The sequence below is a fragment of the Microbulbifer sp. CnH-101-G genome, from assembly GCF_052466775.1.
In genome coordinates, this window is sequence record NZ_CP174292.1 from 264492 (window position 1) to 280236 (window position 15745).

18 protein-coding genes are annotated in these 15745 nt (G+C 48.1%); 14 read left to right on the top strand and 4 right to left on the bottom strand.

Going from position 1 to position 15745, the window contains the following annotated elements; translation table 11 throughout:
• Positions 1-360 precede the first annotated feature (360 nt).
• From ACJJID_RS01445 to ACJJID_RS01480, 8 genes are all read left to right on the top strand, one after another.
• Positions 361-894, top strand: coding sequence for a hypothetical protein (locus ACJJID_RS01445; protein ID WP_444921166.1), 534 nt, complete (start codon positions 361-363; stop codon positions 892-894).
• A complete protein-coding gene (locus ACJJID_RS01450; protein ID WP_444921167.1) occupies positions 891-1814 on the top strand; it encodes a hypothetical protein in 924 nt (307 codons plus the stop codon). Before ACJJID_RS01445 ends, ACJJID_RS01450 begins: the two co-directional genes overlap by 4 nt.
• A gap of 1 nt (position 1815) precedes the next feature.
• Positions 1816-2403 carry a hypothetical protein gene (locus tag ACJJID_RS01455; RefSeq protein ID WP_444921168.1) on the top strand — a complete coding sequence of 196 codons (588 nt, stop codon included), beginning with the start codon at positions 1816-1818 and terminating at the stop codon, positions 2401-2403.
• A 40-nt stretch (positions 2404-2443) separates the two neighbouring features.
• Entirely contained in the window at positions 2444-3700 is a 1257-nt protein-coding gene (locus ACJJID_RS01460; protein ID WP_444921169.1) for a phage tail protein, read from the top strand.
• Entirely contained in the window at positions 3693-4022 is a 330-nt protein-coding gene (locus tag ACJJID_RS01465; protein ID WP_444921170.1) for a DUF2793 domain-containing protein, read from the top strand. The genes ACJJID_RS01460 and ACJJID_RS01465 overlap by 8 nt, the downstream gene beginning before the upstream one ends.
• A 272-nt stretch (positions 4023-4294) precedes the next feature.
• Positions 4295-5167: an RbmA family biofilm matrix protein gene (locus ACJJID_RS01470; protein WP_444921171.1), complete on the top strand. Its 873-nt coding sequence runs from the start codon at positions 4295-4297 to the stop codon at positions 5165-5167.
• 96 nt (positions 5168-5263) lie between these two features.
• Positions 5264-6133 carry an RbmA family biofilm matrix protein gene (locus tag ACJJID_RS01475; RefSeq protein WP_444921172.1) on the top strand — a complete coding sequence of 290 codons (870 nt, stop codon included), beginning with the start codon at positions 5264-5266 and terminating at the stop codon, positions 6131-6133.
• 82 nt (positions 6134-6215) lie between these two features.
• On the top strand, positions 6216-6746 hold the full coding sequence (locus ACJJID_RS01480) for an HNH endonuclease family protein (protein ID WP_444921173.1): 531 nt from the start codon (positions 6216-6218) through the stop codon (positions 6744-6746).
• 61 nt (positions 6747-6807) lie between these two features.
• Here ACJJID_RS01480 and ACJJID_RS01485 read toward each other — a convergent pair whose 3' ends face one another.
• The 3 genes from ACJJID_RS01485 to ACJJID_RS01495 all read right to left on the bottom strand — a co-directional run bounded on the left by ACJJID_RS01485 (position 6808) and on the right by ACJJID_RS01495 (position 7907).
• Positions 6808-7104 (bottom strand): hypothetical protein, encoded by a 297-nt coding sequence (locus ACJJID_RS01485; protein WP_444921174.1) that lies wholly within the window; start codon positions 7102-7104, stop codon positions 6808-6810.
• Positions 7105-7128: 24 nt separating this feature from the next.
• Complete coding sequence (locus ACJJID_RS01490; RefSeq protein ID WP_444922592.1) at positions 7129-7587, bottom strand: IS5 family transposase; 459 nt, start codon at positions 7585-7587, stop codon at positions 7129-7131.
• A 122-nt stretch (positions 7588-7709) separates the two neighbouring features.
• The gene (locus tag ACJJID_RS01495; RefSeq protein ID WP_444921175.1) at positions 7710-7907 is read right to left on the bottom strand and encodes a transposase; all 198 of its coding nucleotides are present in this window, start codon (positions 7905-7907) and stop codon (positions 7710-7712) included.
• 502 nt (positions 7908-8409) lie between these two features.
• Between ACJJID_RS01495 and ACJJID_RS01500 the strand changes: the two genes are divergently transcribed.
• Together ACJJID_RS01500 and ACJJID_RS01505 are read left to right on the top strand one after the other, a co-directional pair.
• Positions 8410-8859, top strand: a complete 450-nt coding sequence (locus ACJJID_RS01500; RefSeq protein ID WP_444921176.1) for a hypothetical protein — start codon at positions 8410-8412, stop codon at positions 8857-8859.
• A 130-nt stretch (positions 8860-8989) separates the two neighbouring features.
• A complete protein-coding gene (locus ACJJID_RS01505; protein ID WP_444921177.1) occupies positions 8990-9301 on the top strand; it encodes a hypothetical protein in 312 nt (103 codons plus the stop codon).
• Positions 9302-9543: 242 nt separating this feature from the next.
• On the opposite strand, the gene ACJJID_RS01510 is transcribed toward ACJJID_RS01505, so the two are convergent.
• Positions 9544-9984 (bottom strand): hypothetical protein, encoded by a 441-nt coding sequence (locus ACJJID_RS01510; protein ID WP_444921178.1) that lies wholly within the window; start codon positions 9982-9984, stop codon positions 9544-9546.
• Between the two features lie 1193 nt (positions 9985-11177).
• Between ACJJID_RS01510 and ACJJID_RS01515 the strand changes: the two genes are divergently transcribed.
• The 4 genes from ACJJID_RS01515 to ACJJID_RS01530 all read left to right on the top strand — a co-directional run bounded on the left by ACJJID_RS01515 (position 11178) and on the right by ACJJID_RS01530 (position 15683).
• A complete protein-coding gene (locus tag ACJJID_RS01515; RefSeq protein WP_444921179.1) occupies positions 11178-11969 on the top strand; it encodes an ABC transporter permease in 792 nt (263 codons plus the stop codon).
• Positions 11966-12676 (top strand): ABC transporter ATP-binding protein, encoded by a 711-nt coding sequence (locus tag ACJJID_RS01520; protein ID WP_444921180.1) that lies wholly within the window; start codon positions 11966-11968, stop codon positions 12674-12676. The genes ACJJID_RS01515 and ACJJID_RS01520 overlap by 4 nt, the downstream gene beginning before the upstream one ends.
• A gap of 6 nt (positions 12677-12682) precedes the next feature.
• The gene (locus ACJJID_RS01525) at positions 12683-13915 is read left to right on the top strand and encodes a hypothetical protein (RefSeq protein ID WP_444921181.1); all 1233 of its coding nucleotides are present in this window, start codon (positions 12683-12685) and stop codon (positions 13913-13915) included.
• 133 nt (positions 13916-14048) lie between these two features.
• Positions 14049-15683 carry a polysaccharide biosynthesis/export family protein gene (locus ACJJID_RS01530; RefSeq protein ID WP_444921182.1) on the top strand — a complete coding sequence of 545 codons (1635 nt, stop codon included), beginning with the start codon at positions 14049-14051 and terminating at the stop codon, positions 15681-15683.
• The last annotated feature ends 62 nt before the right edge of the window (positions 15684-15745 follow it).

Here is a 15745-nt window from a genome sequence, read left to right on the forward strand (position 1 = left end):
TCAGGGGCGCAAGTTCGACAAGATCAAACTGCAGACCAGCAAGGCTGGGGTGCCGCGCCAGATTATTTTCGGCCGGGTAAAACCGGTGGTGGGCAATATTATCGCCACCACACCCCCGAAGATTGTCAAAAAAAAGGAAAAGCAAAAAGGGGGCAAGGGTGGTGGATCTACCGAAGTGGTTAACGAGGAGGTGTACCGCACTTATGCGATACGCATCTGCGAGGGGCCGATTACCGGTATCTGCAAAGTCTGGCGCAACAACGAATTAGTTTATGACCGCGACACACAGACCCCACCCAGATCGACAATAACCAGGCATTTTTACAACTGGCTGAATTTTTCCTCGGCGGTTTCCAGCAAATGCCCAGCGCGGTACTGCAGGCCGCCTTTGGTATTAACAATGTGCCCGCCTATCGCGGCACCTGTTATCTGGTCATCGATAACGAAAATCTCACCAGCACCGGCGGCGCCATTCCGCAGTATGCGTTTGAGGTGGAGCGCTCTGAAGGTTTTACCCTCACTAGCAAGCCCTACCCGTTGGAGGCGGTGGATAACATGAATTCGGCCATTGCCGGTGTGCGCCCGGCACCGGAAGCGCTAACCCGCGATGCCATGGGTTCGACTTTTTTAGGGCTTTCCGGCGATCTGCGTTCGATCCTGAGCAGTTACGACAACTATGCCCCGGAGTCATTCAGCTCCACTTTTTTGGGGGTTTCCTCTGGCGAGCTGCGCTCAATCCTGAGCAGTTATGACCATTACGAACCGGAGCTACTCAGCGCCACTTTTCTGTGGGTTGCTTCTGGTGAATTGCGCAGCGCGCTGATCACCTACGACAACGCCGAGCCTGAATCCTTCACCTCGACTTTTCTTGGCATTTCTGGAGACCTGCAATGATTCCATCGCAAAGCCGCGTGCGCGGTTTTTACACCGTCGAAAAATTTAAGGCGCGGCGGGGCGCTGAAATTCCCGGCAGCCGCACAACCGTGGCGCAATTTGAAAATCTGATTACGGATCTGGGCCTCAATCGGTTGGGAGAGGCTTCCCCCAGTACTGCGGCAGGTAACTGCTATGTGGGCAGCGGCTCCGCCACACCGCAGGTCACCGACAGCGATATGAATCGATTTGTTGCCAAACATAATACTCTGTTGTCAGACACCCAATCGGCGCAGAGCAGTGTCGATCCCTGGTATCTGGCCATGCGCAAAACCTATCGCTTTAACCCCTTGGGCAGCGCCAACAACTTGTCCGAAGTGGGCGTGGGTTGGTCTAACCCTGCCAACGGGGCGCTGTTTTCCCGCGCTTTGATCCGCGATGCGGATGGCAACCCCAGCAGCATTACGGTACTGGCCGATGAATACCTGGATGTCACTTATGAATTGCGCCTCTATCCCGATTTGCGCGATTTTAATGGCGTGGTCACCATCGGCGGGGAAGCCTACAACTATCTGGCCCGCGCCAGTCGGGTGAATAATGCGGGGAACGGCAACTGGTACTTTGCCAGTCGAGGTAATTACGGGGGCAGCGCCGCGGCTTACTCGGGGGATATAGGCGATATTGCCGGGAACCCCAGCGGCACGAGCGGCGGCGCTGGTTTGGCCATCGGCAGTTATAGCAATGGCAGCTATGAGGCCTGGATACAGCTGCCCTGGGGGCTCGACAATGCCAATTTTGGCGGAGTGCGCTCAATCGTCGCCTGCCTTGGCTGGGGCCGCTGGCAGGTGCAGTTCAGTCGCGTCAGCGACGGTGCCGCCATTCCCAAAGACGATACGAAGATTTTGACCCTCACCTTGGGGCATAGCTGGGCGCGGGGTTGAGATGGCACTGCCTGAAAGCACCTTATCGAGCCAGCCGGTAGCCAGCCCCTTTATCGGCGGCGCCGCCCTGCCGGTGCGTGCCATTACCGATTACCAGCGCGGCGGTGTGGCCATTCAAGACCCCAGCCGTGGGCTGAATTTCCAAACCTGGCGCGCGCGGGTCTTGGAGGATGGCAAAGCCATCGTATTGGATGCCCAGCAGGTGGCAGCGAGTACATTTATCACTGGCAACAATATCACCGAGGTCAGTCTGGCCTTCGACCAGAATATGCGCCCGGTGATTGCCTATGTGGAAGCCGGCACGGCCAAACTGTACTGGTATGACAGCAGCCAGGGCGCCCAGGTAACCACCAGCTGGCCGGGAATGATTACCCCACGGGTTTCCCTGGACGATAAGCGCAGCACCCAGGGCGGCACCAGCGATGTGATTTTTGCCTACCTGAAAAACGGTAACCTGTATCACCGTCAACAGCGCGACCGCTACGGCAGCGAGTATCTGCTGGCCAGCAATGTGAACAGCCCCGGCCTGGTGAAAGTCGGCATGAGCCGCAATTTCCGTTTTCAGTTTCTGCTGCAAAATCCTGAATAGCACCCTGAATAAAACCCGAATAAATCCCGAATAAATCCCTATGCCTTATCCACTCTATGCCGTGGTTGCAGAGATCTGCGAGCGCGCCGGCCTGCCGTTTGGCAAATTTGATACCACCCTACTGGAAGGCTATGTCTCGGGGATGCAGATCAGCAACGACGCCCCCGCGTTCGAGCATATTCAAGAACTGGCCAAGGCGTTCTTTTTTGATCCGGTCAATCGCGGCGATTCCCTGGTATTTACCCCGCGCGGCGCCGAACCGCTGTTGACCATCGATGAAAACGACCTGATCGGCGATAGCGATGACGAGAAAATCCGCCGCTCTCCGGAGGAGATTGTGCGGGTGCTGAATCTTAACTATTACGACGCGGACGGCGGTATCGATACCTGCAAGCAGACCAGTGACCGCAGTATCGATACACGCGGCGAGGGGGAAAAAAATATCGAAACCCCATTAGTTTTAGAAAGCGACCAGGCCGCACAGATCGCCGTGATCATGCACAAGGTGATGATCGAAGAGCAGCGCGGGGATTTTGAAATTACCCTGCCGGATAGTTATCTAAAGCTCACCCCCGGTGATGTGGTGCTGTTCCGTGGCGACCGCTGCCGTATCGATGAGGTTTCCCTGGATAACGGCGAGCAGAAAGTCAAACTGATCCACGACCGCAAAAGCGCTTATCAGTCCCAGGCCTTCGGTGTGGCTCCTATGGCTCCACCGGCCCCGGTGGCACTGGTGCCGGGCTCCACTTACATTCAATTTATCGACGCGCCGATACTGGCCAGCGGCGACGACAGCCAGCTCGGTTACTACGTCGCCATTGCCGGCAGTAACAGTGCCTGGGGTGGTGCCAGTGTGGCCCTTTCCCTCGATGGGGGGCAGAACTATATCGAGTCAGACAGCACCGATATTGAAGCGGTAATGGGCGAGCTGACCAGCAGCCTTGCCAGCCACAAGCGAGAAATCCCCGATAGCCACAACCGCGTGCAGCTGCGCCTGTATGACACGGGCGACGCGCTGGAAAACCGCACTCTTGCAGACCTGCTCAACCGCCAGAATAGGGCGCTGATCGGCAATGAAATCGTCAGCTTTGGCGAGGCGGAAGAAATCAGCCCCGGAGTTTGGGAAATCGGTTATTTCCTGCGTGGGCGCCTCGGCACCACGCCAACCAATCACCCGGCCGGTACCCGCTTTGTATTACTCGAGCGCAACACCCTGAACTTTATTGCCACCGAGCGCTACAACCTCAGCCAGACGCTCACCTGCCGTAGACGCACTGCTACAGCTGGAAGTGCTTAATATCCAAAACGATCCGCCGGGCTCTGCCAGCGATGGTGACCGCTATCTAGTGGCTGCAGGCACCAATGAGTGGGCCGGCAAAGACGGCCAGCTGGCCCGCTATGTGGCGGACCCTGGCTACTGGCATTTTTTCCCGGCAAAAGTGGCCCTGAATAAAGCGGACGGCTTGCTGTATGTAAATGGCAGCAGCGGCTGGCAGGTCGCCAACCGCCCCGCGACATTGCCGCAGATTACTGGCGACACAAGCAGCGATTTGGCTGGGGTGGTTACGCAGATGTTAAGCGCGTTGAATGGGATTTATTGGGATAATCAGGTTAGTTAGTCGTGTTGTTTTAGTTGTTGGCTTAGATGGTACGGATACGAAGGTAAAAATTTTGAGGTATAAGGAAATGATCGAATAGAATAATTCGAACATTTTTAGCCTACTGATTTTGGGGGTTGTGCTCTGTAAATCTATTTTTCGTAGTTTGGAGCTATCTAAGACGTACGATAAATACCGATTACCAAAGCATGGGTCGCACTTAATCAGGATTTGGTTGTAAAAAATGTTCGAAGTATTTTTGTGTCTCAAAATGTATGTAATGGAATGTAGTTTTGAAAAAATTGACAAATAGATCCCCTCGACACAAGGCTGTAGTGAAAAATTCTATCGCTGGTTTCTCTTTAATTTGCGCGTCGACATTAGTTCAGGCAGATACGATCAGTACAACAATAGATCTAGGTGAGCCGTATCCCTTCAGCTTCGAAGATAGAGTTGAGCATGAGGTGGATTTAGATATTGCCCATCAGTTTGATACCATTGAAAAAGTTTGTTTCAAAACTAAAGTTAAAGGCGGAAATGCTGACAGGATAGCTGTTATTGTAGGACCGGAATATGTTAAACCCTGCCATATGTCCTATAAGATATTGTCTCCTATGTCTATGGTTTACACCGCCGATGATCCAACTCCGGAAAACCCCAACCCTGTCTCAGAGCTACAGGATGTTAGTCTCTGTTTAGATCAAAATTCTCTCTTGGCGAAAAACCTTCTCGATGGGGAAGTTAAGTTTTCAATCGAAGCGGTTGATGGTTACGTAGAGTTCTGGGACGTTGAGCTAGTTGTCGAAGGCGAATCCTCTGACATCCAGTTGGCGATCGAAATTGATGAACCTGCTGAGTTTTCAGTTCCTTCTTATGGGGGAAGAGTTAATTATGATGCAAGTATTCGTAATTTAGACTATACGCAATCATTGGTTACATTCGAACAATGGAGTGTGCTCAAACTTCCCAATGGGACTAATTATCCCATTCATAAATCACGGGATGTCGTATTGAATTATTCTGAAGCAAAGGATTACACGCGAAATTACCTAAATATACCTGCTTGGTTTGAGGCTGGAGACTACGAGTTGACTTGGTATGTTGTTAATCCAAGCACCGGGAATCTGGTAGAGGACAGCCTGTATTTCACTAAAAGTGCTGATTAAGCTTTAAGCTCCTGGCAGGCTGGGACGCTCTTGTGTCCCAGCTACTCTATTTGGAAGAATTGTTATACTTCATAATATATTGAGTGAGTTGTTATTTTGAAAAAGCTGACTATAAATCAACCTCTGCACAATACTGTGTTGAGAAAATCCATCGCTGGCTTTATTTTAATCTGCGCATCGGCATCCGTACAGGCAGACATGATCAGTGCCCCAGTACACCTGAGTGAACCGTATCCTTTCATGATGGAGGATGGAGTTACTCATGAGGTGAAGTTAGACATTGGCTTTCAATTCAATAGTATTGAAAGGCTTTGTATCCAAGCTGAAGTTAATGGTGGAGATGCGGACTATGCAGGTTTCATAGTAGAAAATGAATCCCCAGGTTACCCGCCTGTAGTTAGTCAATGGATTTCGGTACCTTTATTTTATCCCATTATTCTCCCAACTCCAGAAAATCCTAATCCCATTAGGCAGTTGCAAGATTTCAATTATTGTATGGATGGCAATAAAATATTACCAAAGAATCTTCTTGACAGAAAAGGTGAGATTAATTTCACTGTGTCCGGTGGCTATATAGAGTTATCGGGCCTTAGATTGCAAGTTGAAGGTGATATCTCTGATACTCAGTTAACAATTGCACTTGACGAACCTGCCGAGTTTTCAGTTCCTTCTTACGGAGGGAGAGTCAATTATGATGCAAGTATTCGTAATTTAGATTCTACGCAATCTTTGGTGGCACTCGAACAGTGGAGTGTACTTAAATTTCCCAACGGGGATAATTATCCCATCCATAAGTCACGGGATGTGGTGCTAAATTATTCTGAGGCGAAGGACTACACTAGAAATTATCTAAATATTCCTGCTTGGTTTGAGGCTGGAGATTATGAGCTAACCTGGTATGTCACTGACCCAAGTACCGGCGTTCGGGTGAAAGACAGTCTGTATTTCACTAAAAGTGCAGACTAAACGTTAAGCTTTCGGCAGACTGGGGTGCCCTTGTGTCCCAGCTGTCTCGTTCTAATCATATATAGCTCAGCCATCAAAATAAGTGTTGGATGTTAGACTACCTTTCGATGTTAAAACACTGTTGTATTTTTTCCTTACTTGCTGTAGCAGCCGCTTTAATTGGCTGCTACGAAGCCGACTCCAAGCCTACGACCGCCAGCAATGGCTTCCCCGCTGGTCTGATGCCGATGGCGACTGCCAGAATACTCGCCAGGAGTTGCTGATTCGTCTCTCTCTGGCTCCAGTGACCTTTAGCAATGAGAGGGCTTGCACCGTGGTATCCGGTTTGTGGATGGACCCCTATACCGGCCAATTTTACCAAAAAGCTTCGGACCTGGATGTTGAACATATTGTCCCACTTTCATGGGCCCATAAGCACGGCGGTGCCAATTGGACCCGTGAACAGCGCCGCGCCTTTGCCGAAGACCCGGCCAATCTGTGGCTAGTGGATGACGGCCACAATCAGAGCAAGGGCGATAAAGGTCCCGATGAATGGTTGCCTCCTTACCAACCCGCCCGCACCATTTATGCCCAACAGTTTCAGATTATTGCTGAGAAGTATGGGTTGATGTGATTGGATATGCCCCGTATACGCGGGGCTGAACCACCGACTTTTAGTGCCAATGAAGGGCTGCTCAAAACATGTCTTTGAACTTAACCATGCCAATATTCTCAATCGTCATTTCTTTTGCATAACGCTTTAAAGCCTCATCCGTTAAACGGTCTTCTTCCTCGCTCAGCTCGACCATCTCACGTCTGGCTTCTTTTATTGCTTCCTCCAACGTGTTCCCTGTCATTGAGCCGCTTATAAGCGCGTTGATCTCTTGCGCTGTCATTTCAGCAATAAACTTTACGCCCATTCGAGACAGATAAAATTTAGCGACATCATCGGGAAGCTCATCAATTCTGTCTTCATAAAATCGTACTAACATAGTGTGGACTTCCTAGAAGCTGTTTCATAACTTCTTTAACGTAATTAACATGCATGCGATATAGAAAAAAGCACGATAAGTGGACAAATATCGCTCCCATCTAATAACCAAACGGCGATAATTTCCCAACCACGCAAAAGTCCGCTCAACTTTCCAACGGCGAGTATACCTTCTGAGCTTTCTACCATCCTGCCTTGAGGCTTTTTTCCTATTTATCCTGTGTGGACAGATAAGGTCGATTCCACGACTCAACAGACTATCTCGAAGAGGATCAGAGTCCGCCGCTTTATCATAAACTAAGCGATGAATCTTTGTATTTTTATACGTAACATCAAGTAATGGATGTAATAACTTTACTTCTGCTGGTGAGGCCGAAGTAATGGTGCCTCCCTGTGGAATACCTTCGCCATCGACCACCACCATCCACTTTGAACCCTTGCCCCGCTTTGTTTTCCCGACTTCGAAGCCCCCTTTTTTGCTGATGCAAAGCTACCATCAGAAAAGACCTCCTCCCAGTTAAGCAAAGACTGTTGATCCAATAGCTCCAGGAACCTTCTCCATGCATGTAGCCAAGTTCCTTGCTCTTCCCAAAACTGAAGCCTTCTTCAGCATGTACTCGGTGATGGATAGTGTGAAGGAAGATCTTTCCATCGCGCTCCAGAACGCAAAACCCACAGGATGCCTTCAAAACAAGCCCGATTATCAATGGGTTTTGGGCCTCCCTTTCCTCGTTTTAATTCAGGAAGACATGGTTTGATCAATTTCCATTGATCATTGGTTAACTCTGACTTGAATCGGCTCACTATTTCTTGGCTTTTTTCTATGTAATTGCGTGAGAATAACCGATTTCAAGTTATGAAGCAGCCTCTAATAGTTTTGCCTAACTCTTTGAGAAAGAGCTGAATTTGAAGTAGTTTCTGAGGTTCATAATGGCTCATTCCCCAACCTATACCATCTTATAAACCCGTCCAGGCTCATTTATATGAGCGGTTTATGGCGATAGTAGATAAGTATGGCTGGAGTTCTCACAAGAAGAGTCAGCCCAAGTTTTAGTTCTCATGGGAGGGTAACCGCACCCCACTAGCCCACCCGGGTGCTTCCCGCATACCTCGTTGGTTCTCAACTCCGTGCCCTTTCGCCAAGGTAATTGATATGCAATTTTTCACTCTGATATAAGCTGGTATCAAGAAGTAGTATGGGTTATTGAATCCATCCAAATAGTCGGATTTCAAACAGTATAATGAGCCATTCTTTAAGGCTTATTTGAAAATTTTTTCAATGATAACTCTCGGAAAGGAGTCTGTTATGTCAACACCACTAGAAGATTATTTAGCTACTAATCCAGCTAAATCCCCCCCCCTTAGGGACTGTATTGCCATAGGTGAAGATAATAAGTGGTCTACACTACTACGCGACGGAATTAAAAATTTTAGTTCAGGTCGACCACAAACACTAGCTGCACACCTAATAAATAAAGGTGTTGAGTGGGAGAAATCAGAAAATATCGATTGGATTAACAGTGTTGTTGCCAACTCAGAAATTACAAAGGCTCATATCTTTCATAAGAAAGTTTGTACCGCTATCAGCTCTTGCTACCAGCAGAAAATACCCGCAAACTCTTTTTTAGAAGAGTTTAAACGTGTATACGAAGGAAACACGAAATCTACATATACGGAGGTTATTATTTTAATTGAGGGAGGTTTCACTACTATTGAACATGCTTCCTGTGATGGAGAAGCTATACTTATTCGATAGAAGGGGAGGCGTGGAAGGCTGTCGGCAAAAGATTAATATAAACCAATCCCTATCTGGGAAGGGCAGGAGCTGATTGTAGAGGGGGTGGTTAAAGCGTCAGTGCGATATCACCGAGGAGAGTGAGAGGGTTGTGGCTGTAAAACCGCTGTTTTCCTTAAAATTCAGTAACTTGCATTTTTGTGTGCTGAAGACTGGCAGTGTAGAGGTCAGCGGTTCGATCCCACTTAGCTCCACCAAATTTCCCTTGTATTTCAAGGGATTGTGGAAGAAGAGAGATCAATTTCTGCAAGGTGCACAAAAAGTGCATAAAAACCCGCGGGATAATAAAAAGGGCCTTCAGGCCCTTTTTTTTCGCCTGAATTTTACCCTTTCAAAACTCCCATCTCATTTGATTTTTTACTCACGGCGGATGTTGAATTTGCCATGCTTGACCTATCCATAGAGTTACTCTCTGTACCCTAACCTAAAAAGAGGAATCAAAAGTGCTGGTAATTTGTTAGGCTGAATTCCCTGGCGCGGCTAATAAGTTTGCCAAGCTGTTGGTGCGTTTTTAAATTAAAACTTAGATGGCTGGCAGCGAGACTGTCACGTTGCGTTTCGGATTTATTAATCGTTGTGCGAAGGTGTCACCTTGCAAGTGTTTCTCAAAGTTCAGCTCGCAAATATCAGCGCGGCGCATGGTGGTTAGCATGCTGATACCCATATCAACCTGTAGCGCTTCATAACCTTATTCCCTGTCTTTTCATAAATGGTCCAGTGAACTTCCAGAGTTAAGCGTTGATGCTTTTTAATGAGCTTTCCTTTTTCCAGCAGGCGGGGGCTATCATCGGCAGTGGTAAACGGGTTGCTTTCGAGTTTGCACAAGCCTTCAGCCATTAAGAAATTAAAGAATTTATTAAATTCTGCGCGGCGTGCATGCTGCTGATGAAAGGTAAGGGATTCCCGCCACTTGCGCAGATCCGCTAGCTTCGCTTTGTGCACTGGGATGGATTCAAAGTCCTCGCCAAAGGGCATTAGGGCTTTACAGTGATTGCGCCAGTAGTTTTCTCTATGGCGTGGGTCCGGGTAGAGGTTGTCCGGCAATGCTGTGTCGCCCACCATATGGGGTTTTTTTGGTCTGGCCATTTCCTTGCTCGACTACTGCTTTATCTGTTCTCAGTCCTTGCCTCTTTGAGTGAATTCTTGCTGCCTATAAACTACTCTGATCGGTTTTTTCTCATCCGCAGAATGGCAAATTTTTTGTTTTTGACCCATCTATGCCACTGGCATTAGTGCCCTCTTCATCGATTTCCTAAATGCACTCAATGTGAATGTTGGTGATTTTTGGGTTGTATAACTGGAGCTGCAGGGCGTAAGTGGTGCTGGGCCGCCGCTCACCATCACCCTAGGATTGGTTCGAAGATATCAACTCCCTAGCTTTTCTAATGTGGTAAGTATCGAGCGCATCTCATCAATCAGATACTGATCTATGAAGAAATGGTTAAACTCTTGCTGTCCAGAGCTTCCAGAGTGTATTGGTACTTTTGTTCCAAGTATCGATCTCATCACTTTTTCATCTATTTATTATTGCTAGCTTTACTTCTAGAGGAACAGTATGAGAGGAGCTGTAGGGAGGCGATAGTCTAGGGCATGGCTTAGAGTTATCGGTTAGAGACCTCCTGGGGAGCTTCTTAATATTTCCGTGCTGCTTTTGGCTTTCAAAGTGGATCACTATCAAGGGCATAGATGTTACGGAATTATTTAGAGGCATCCTAGATATACTGCCTGGCTAAATTTTTATGAGCCTATCGATATGTATCGCTGAGCGCTGTATGAAATAAATACAAAGCGTATGGAGAATATACTAAAAGCGGTCATTGATTGACCCGATTGTTATCAGCCTATTAGTAGAGCAGATGTGTGAGTGTTTACCTAAGCGGTTATCGAATGATGGTCTTATATAAATCTTGGTTTATCTATTGGTGCCAGGTGTTAGGCATTCGTTGAGAGTGGCATTCAATCTGTGTAAGTTTAGTGGTTAAGTGAAGACTAGAATTGGGTGAGGTGTACGTAATGGCGCGTAATTAATTTGGTGTGACGAAATTTGGTGGCTGCGATAGGATGCTGCGCTGGTCAATTAGGCCGCTGGCGTATTCAGGATAGAGTCATCTTCTCTCTCTGTGAGCTAAAGTGCTCGCACAGCAAAAATGAGTGAAGCTCAAATAAGCACCACTCGGCTAAGTGAAGTAATTCCTTCCAAGTAGGTCTGAGTTAATTATCCCAGTTCCAGGCATGTGCTAAAAGAGAACTGGCTCACAATTGTCCAAGAAAAAGCTGCTATGGGTCCAACAACTTCACGCTCTGTCTGGCAGATCCAGCGAGATGTGATCTTCGCGTTACTTGTGCGCGAGATGAAAACTCGATTCGGTAAGTGGAAGCTGGGTTATGCCTGGGTGTTGCTAGAGCCGGCCATGCATATCATGGTTTTGGCAACACTCTTCAGCTTCCTGGGGAGAGAATTCTACCCGGGGATCCCCACCGTGCTCTTTATGCTCGCTGGTATCGCCCCATTTTTGTGCTTTTCCCACTGCTTTGGTAAGTCTTTGGTGGCAGTGGACTCCAACCGCGGTCTATTCAACTATCGCCAGCTGCGCCCCTTTGATGCGGTTATGAGCCGGGTAATGTTGGAGTTTGCTATCTATCTGATAAGCCTGATCGCCCTACTGGGGATATTGGCTTGGGTCGGTATATCCGCGACCTTTAATAATTTTCTGCTACTGATTGTGGTGAATCTTCTCTACCTGTGTTTCTGCTTTGGTATGAGTTTGGCGCTCTGTGTGGCCGGTGCTATATACCCTGAGGCGGGCAAGTTTGCGCCATTGATTCAGCGACCGCTGTACTTCATGTCAGGTGTGTTCTTTTCTTTGGAGCAGGTACCTGAGCAATACCACCCGTATCTCGCCTGGAATCCTTTACTGCATGTCATTGAGCTTACTCGTGAGGGACTATTTAGCAGTTACCATGGCATGTTCGCCAACCTGCCATACCTGACATTCAGTTCATTGGCAATGCTTGGCTTTGGTCTATTGGTTTACCGCAGCCAGTGGCGAGACTTGGTGCGCAGCAAATGATCGAATTGCGTAACCTGACCAAGACATTCCGCACACCGAATGGTCGCAAGGTGTTGTTCAAAGATGTCAATGCCGTTTTCCCGGAAGGTAAGAATATTGGCATTCTCGGAAGAAATGGTGCCGGTAAGTCAACCCTGTTGCGAATTATGGGCGGGATTGATTACCCAGATTATGGGCGGGTTATTACCAACGAGCGTATATCTTGGCCCATGGGGCTTGCTAGCGGTTTTCAGGGCAGTATGACTGGCCGTGAGAATGCCGAGTTTATTTGCGGTATTCATGGCATCTGGGGAAGGGGCCGGCAGGCAATATTGGACAGGGTCCAGGACTTTGCCGAGATTGGTGATTACTTCAATGCGCCGGTAAAGAGCTACTCCTCCGGCATGCGTTCCCGCCTAGCGTTCGGTCTGAGCATCGCCGTGGATTTCGATTGCTATCTAGTGGATGAGGTGATGTCCGTTGGTGATGCGCACTTTAAGCATAAGTGTGAACAGGTTATCGCCGAAAAGCGTAAATCCGCCAAATTTATTATTGTTGCTCACGCCATGCCGCAACTGAAAAAGAATTGTGATGTCGGTATTTACCTCGGCCCGGAAGGACTACAGATTTTCGATACCGTAGAAGAGGCTATTGAACTTTATCAGCAAGGGATACCCAAGCCCAAGGTGCAACAACAGAATAGAGCCGAACAGGCACTTAAGGCATAAGTGAAAATGGAAACAAATACGCAACCAGTCTCAGAGCAAAAAGCTAAGCCCGATAGTGGAGCGCTAAAGAAAACGGCTGAGGTTGTAAAAGGTATGTTTGCAGGCCTTGCTGCGAATGAACCACCATCGGGGCCTGGCCATTCGGGTATTCACGCTTGGCGTGGATTACTACTGTGTGTTGGCTTACCTCTGCTCCTGGTATCCGCCTATTACCTTTTATTCGTTTCGGATCGTTATGTGAGTAGCACTCAGCTGATTGTGAAAGATAATGGCTCCAATCAAGGAATGTCCTCTTCCCTTGGCTTCCTTTTGCCAGGTGTAGGAGCAGACAATCAAGATGCCTTCCTAGTGGTTAACTATATTCAGTCTTTGGATATGGCTGTATATCTGGATAAAACATTACAGTTGAGTAGCTACTACAAGAGCGATCGCTACGACATCTTCTCTCGCCTTGACTCCAATGCTACCCAGGAGGACTACCTGGAATACTATCGTGAGCATATCGCCATTGGTCACGATGAGTCGACGGGTATTATCACAATAGAGATGCAGGCTTTTGAGCCTGAGTTCGCGCGCAGTCTGGTTGAGACTGTTACCCAGAAATCTGAAGATTTTGTCAATGCAATCAGCAATCAGCTAGCCGACAAGCAGGTGGCTTTTGTGCGCAGTGAGCTGGAGTTGGCTCAAAGTAAACTGAGAGCCTCTAAGCAGGAAATTCTCGATTTCCAAAACCGTAACAAAGTTGTAAGCCCAGAAGAGCTAACAAAGGGGATCAGCGGAATTATTCAGGGGCTCGAAGCCAAGCTTGCCGAGCTGCGCGCCAAACTGACGGCGGCCAAAACCTATCTAAATCCCGACTCTTCTCAGGTTGTCTCAATGCAGGCTGAAATCAGCGCGCTGGAAGAGCAGATAGCCGCAGAAAAGGAACGCTTGGTTGGTGTTTCAGATGCACAGGGAGAGCAGCGTCTTAACAGCCTGAGTGCGCATTTCCAGAATTTAGAATTGAACCTTCAGTTTGCCACCGATGCCTACGCAGCATCACTAAAAGCATTAGAAACTGCCCGAATGGAAGCCTCAGGCAGACTTAAACACTTGATGGTTGTGAGCCAGCCTTCTTTAGCGGAGAAAGCAGAATACCCGCGTAAGCTTTATAACCTAACCAGCTTAGCCATTATTTTGCTATTGATCTATGGCATTGTGAAAATGTTGATATCCAGTATTCGCGACCACAGGATTTAATCCTTTTCTTGCTTGCGAGTGTAAGACTGGTGAGCAAGGAGGTAAGTGGCTGCCTAAAAGCGCTAGTTACCCAGATAATGCAAGGCAAAGTCTGGATATTAAAAATAGAGACTCAAACGAAAAGATCGAAAAAATGATCGTGAGAAAACTTAAAACCCTTGGGGTATTACTTGGTTTATTGGCTGGTGTTGCGCTGCCGAATGCTCAAGCTCTGGAAACTCAGCTATTGGAAAAGAATGATTCTACTGGGCTTCCTCAGCCAAGTGCGCCGATCTTTGGTCAGTCTCTGTTTCAGGGGGCCTTCAAGGATCAGCCGTTTAGTGGCTTCAACCCAGATTATCGCATAACCGTCGGTGATCAAATTAACTTGCAACTGTGGGGTGCCTATAGCTTTAGTGCAACTCTTGCGGTGGACCCACAGGGTAATATTTTTGTACCCGAAGTGGGGCCTGTGCATGTGGCCGGCGTGAAAAACGGCGAACTCAATGACTTTGTATTACGCCATGTAAAAGGTGTATTCAAGAAAAATGTGCGAGCCTACGCTAACCTGGAGGCCAGCCAACCGGTCAAAGTATTTGTAACAGGTTATGTCAAAAATCCAGGGCTATTTAATGGCTTTTCTTCTGACTCTATTCTCTATTACCTCGATAGTGCAGGCGGTATAGATCACAAAAGTGGAAGCTTTATAGATGTGAAAGTAATGCGTGGTGATCAGCTACTGCAAAGGGTCAATCTATATAATTTTCTTACCGATGGCAGCATGCCCGCATTGCAGCTACGCAATGGTGATGCCATTGTCGTTGGAGCGCGTAATGGAGCCGTTTCAATCGAGGGCGCGGTGCAACAGGCTGCGCAGATAGAATTTACCGGCCCTTACACTCAGTTAGGGGAAATGCTACTGGTAGCCAAGCCAGACCCCCAGGCCAACTTTGCCCGTATTACTCAGGTAATTGATGATCAGCAGCAAGCCAGCTATCTGCCATTGGCAGAAGCCCTAAATACCGCGTTATACCCAGGAGCTAGCGTCGAATTAGTCCGGGATAACGATATCAAATCCATATCCGTAAGTGTGAGCGGTGAGCTGGATGGACCCGCAAGCTATGTACTCCCCTACGGCGCTACGCTTAAAGATCTACTGTCACAGCTTGAGTTTCGCGGTAATGCTGATCAGTCTGCAGTGCAGTTATACCGCAAAAGCGTGGCCAAGAAGCAGCGCGCCGCACTAGAGCGCTCCCTAGATGCTTTGCAGATGGAAGTACTTACCCGCCAGCCAAACACTGAGCTGGAAAAAGGTGCCCAGTCGGAAAACGCCGCCATGATTCAAAAGTTCATTGCTGAGGCTCGAAAGGCGCAACCCCGAGGACAGGTGGTACTGGCTAATAACCCCAAGGCCGGAGATATGTTGCTGGAGGATGGTGATAGGTTAGTGGTACCACTTAGGAACTCTACGGTTTCAGTGGTGGGTGAAGTGATATTTCCAACTTCACTGGTATTTAATGAACGCCATACATTGGAAGACTACATTGAAATGGCTGGCGGTTTCTCCAATAGCGCCAATCAAGATGAATTAGTAATTCTGCATTTAGATGGCACCATCAGTCGGGTTAAAGAGAGCAAGTTCGATAATCGTCTGAAAGATACTCTGCGCCCTGGTGATGAAATTATGGTGATGCCAGAGGTACGTTCTAGTGAGTTGCAGGTGACTAAAGATGTCACAGAAATTCTTTACCGTATTGCTGTAGGCACAGCGGCAGTACTGTCTTTCTAAGGATACCGGGTAATACATATTCTCCAGATCTTTGAATATAAAAGTTTTGGAGATGCTGGAAA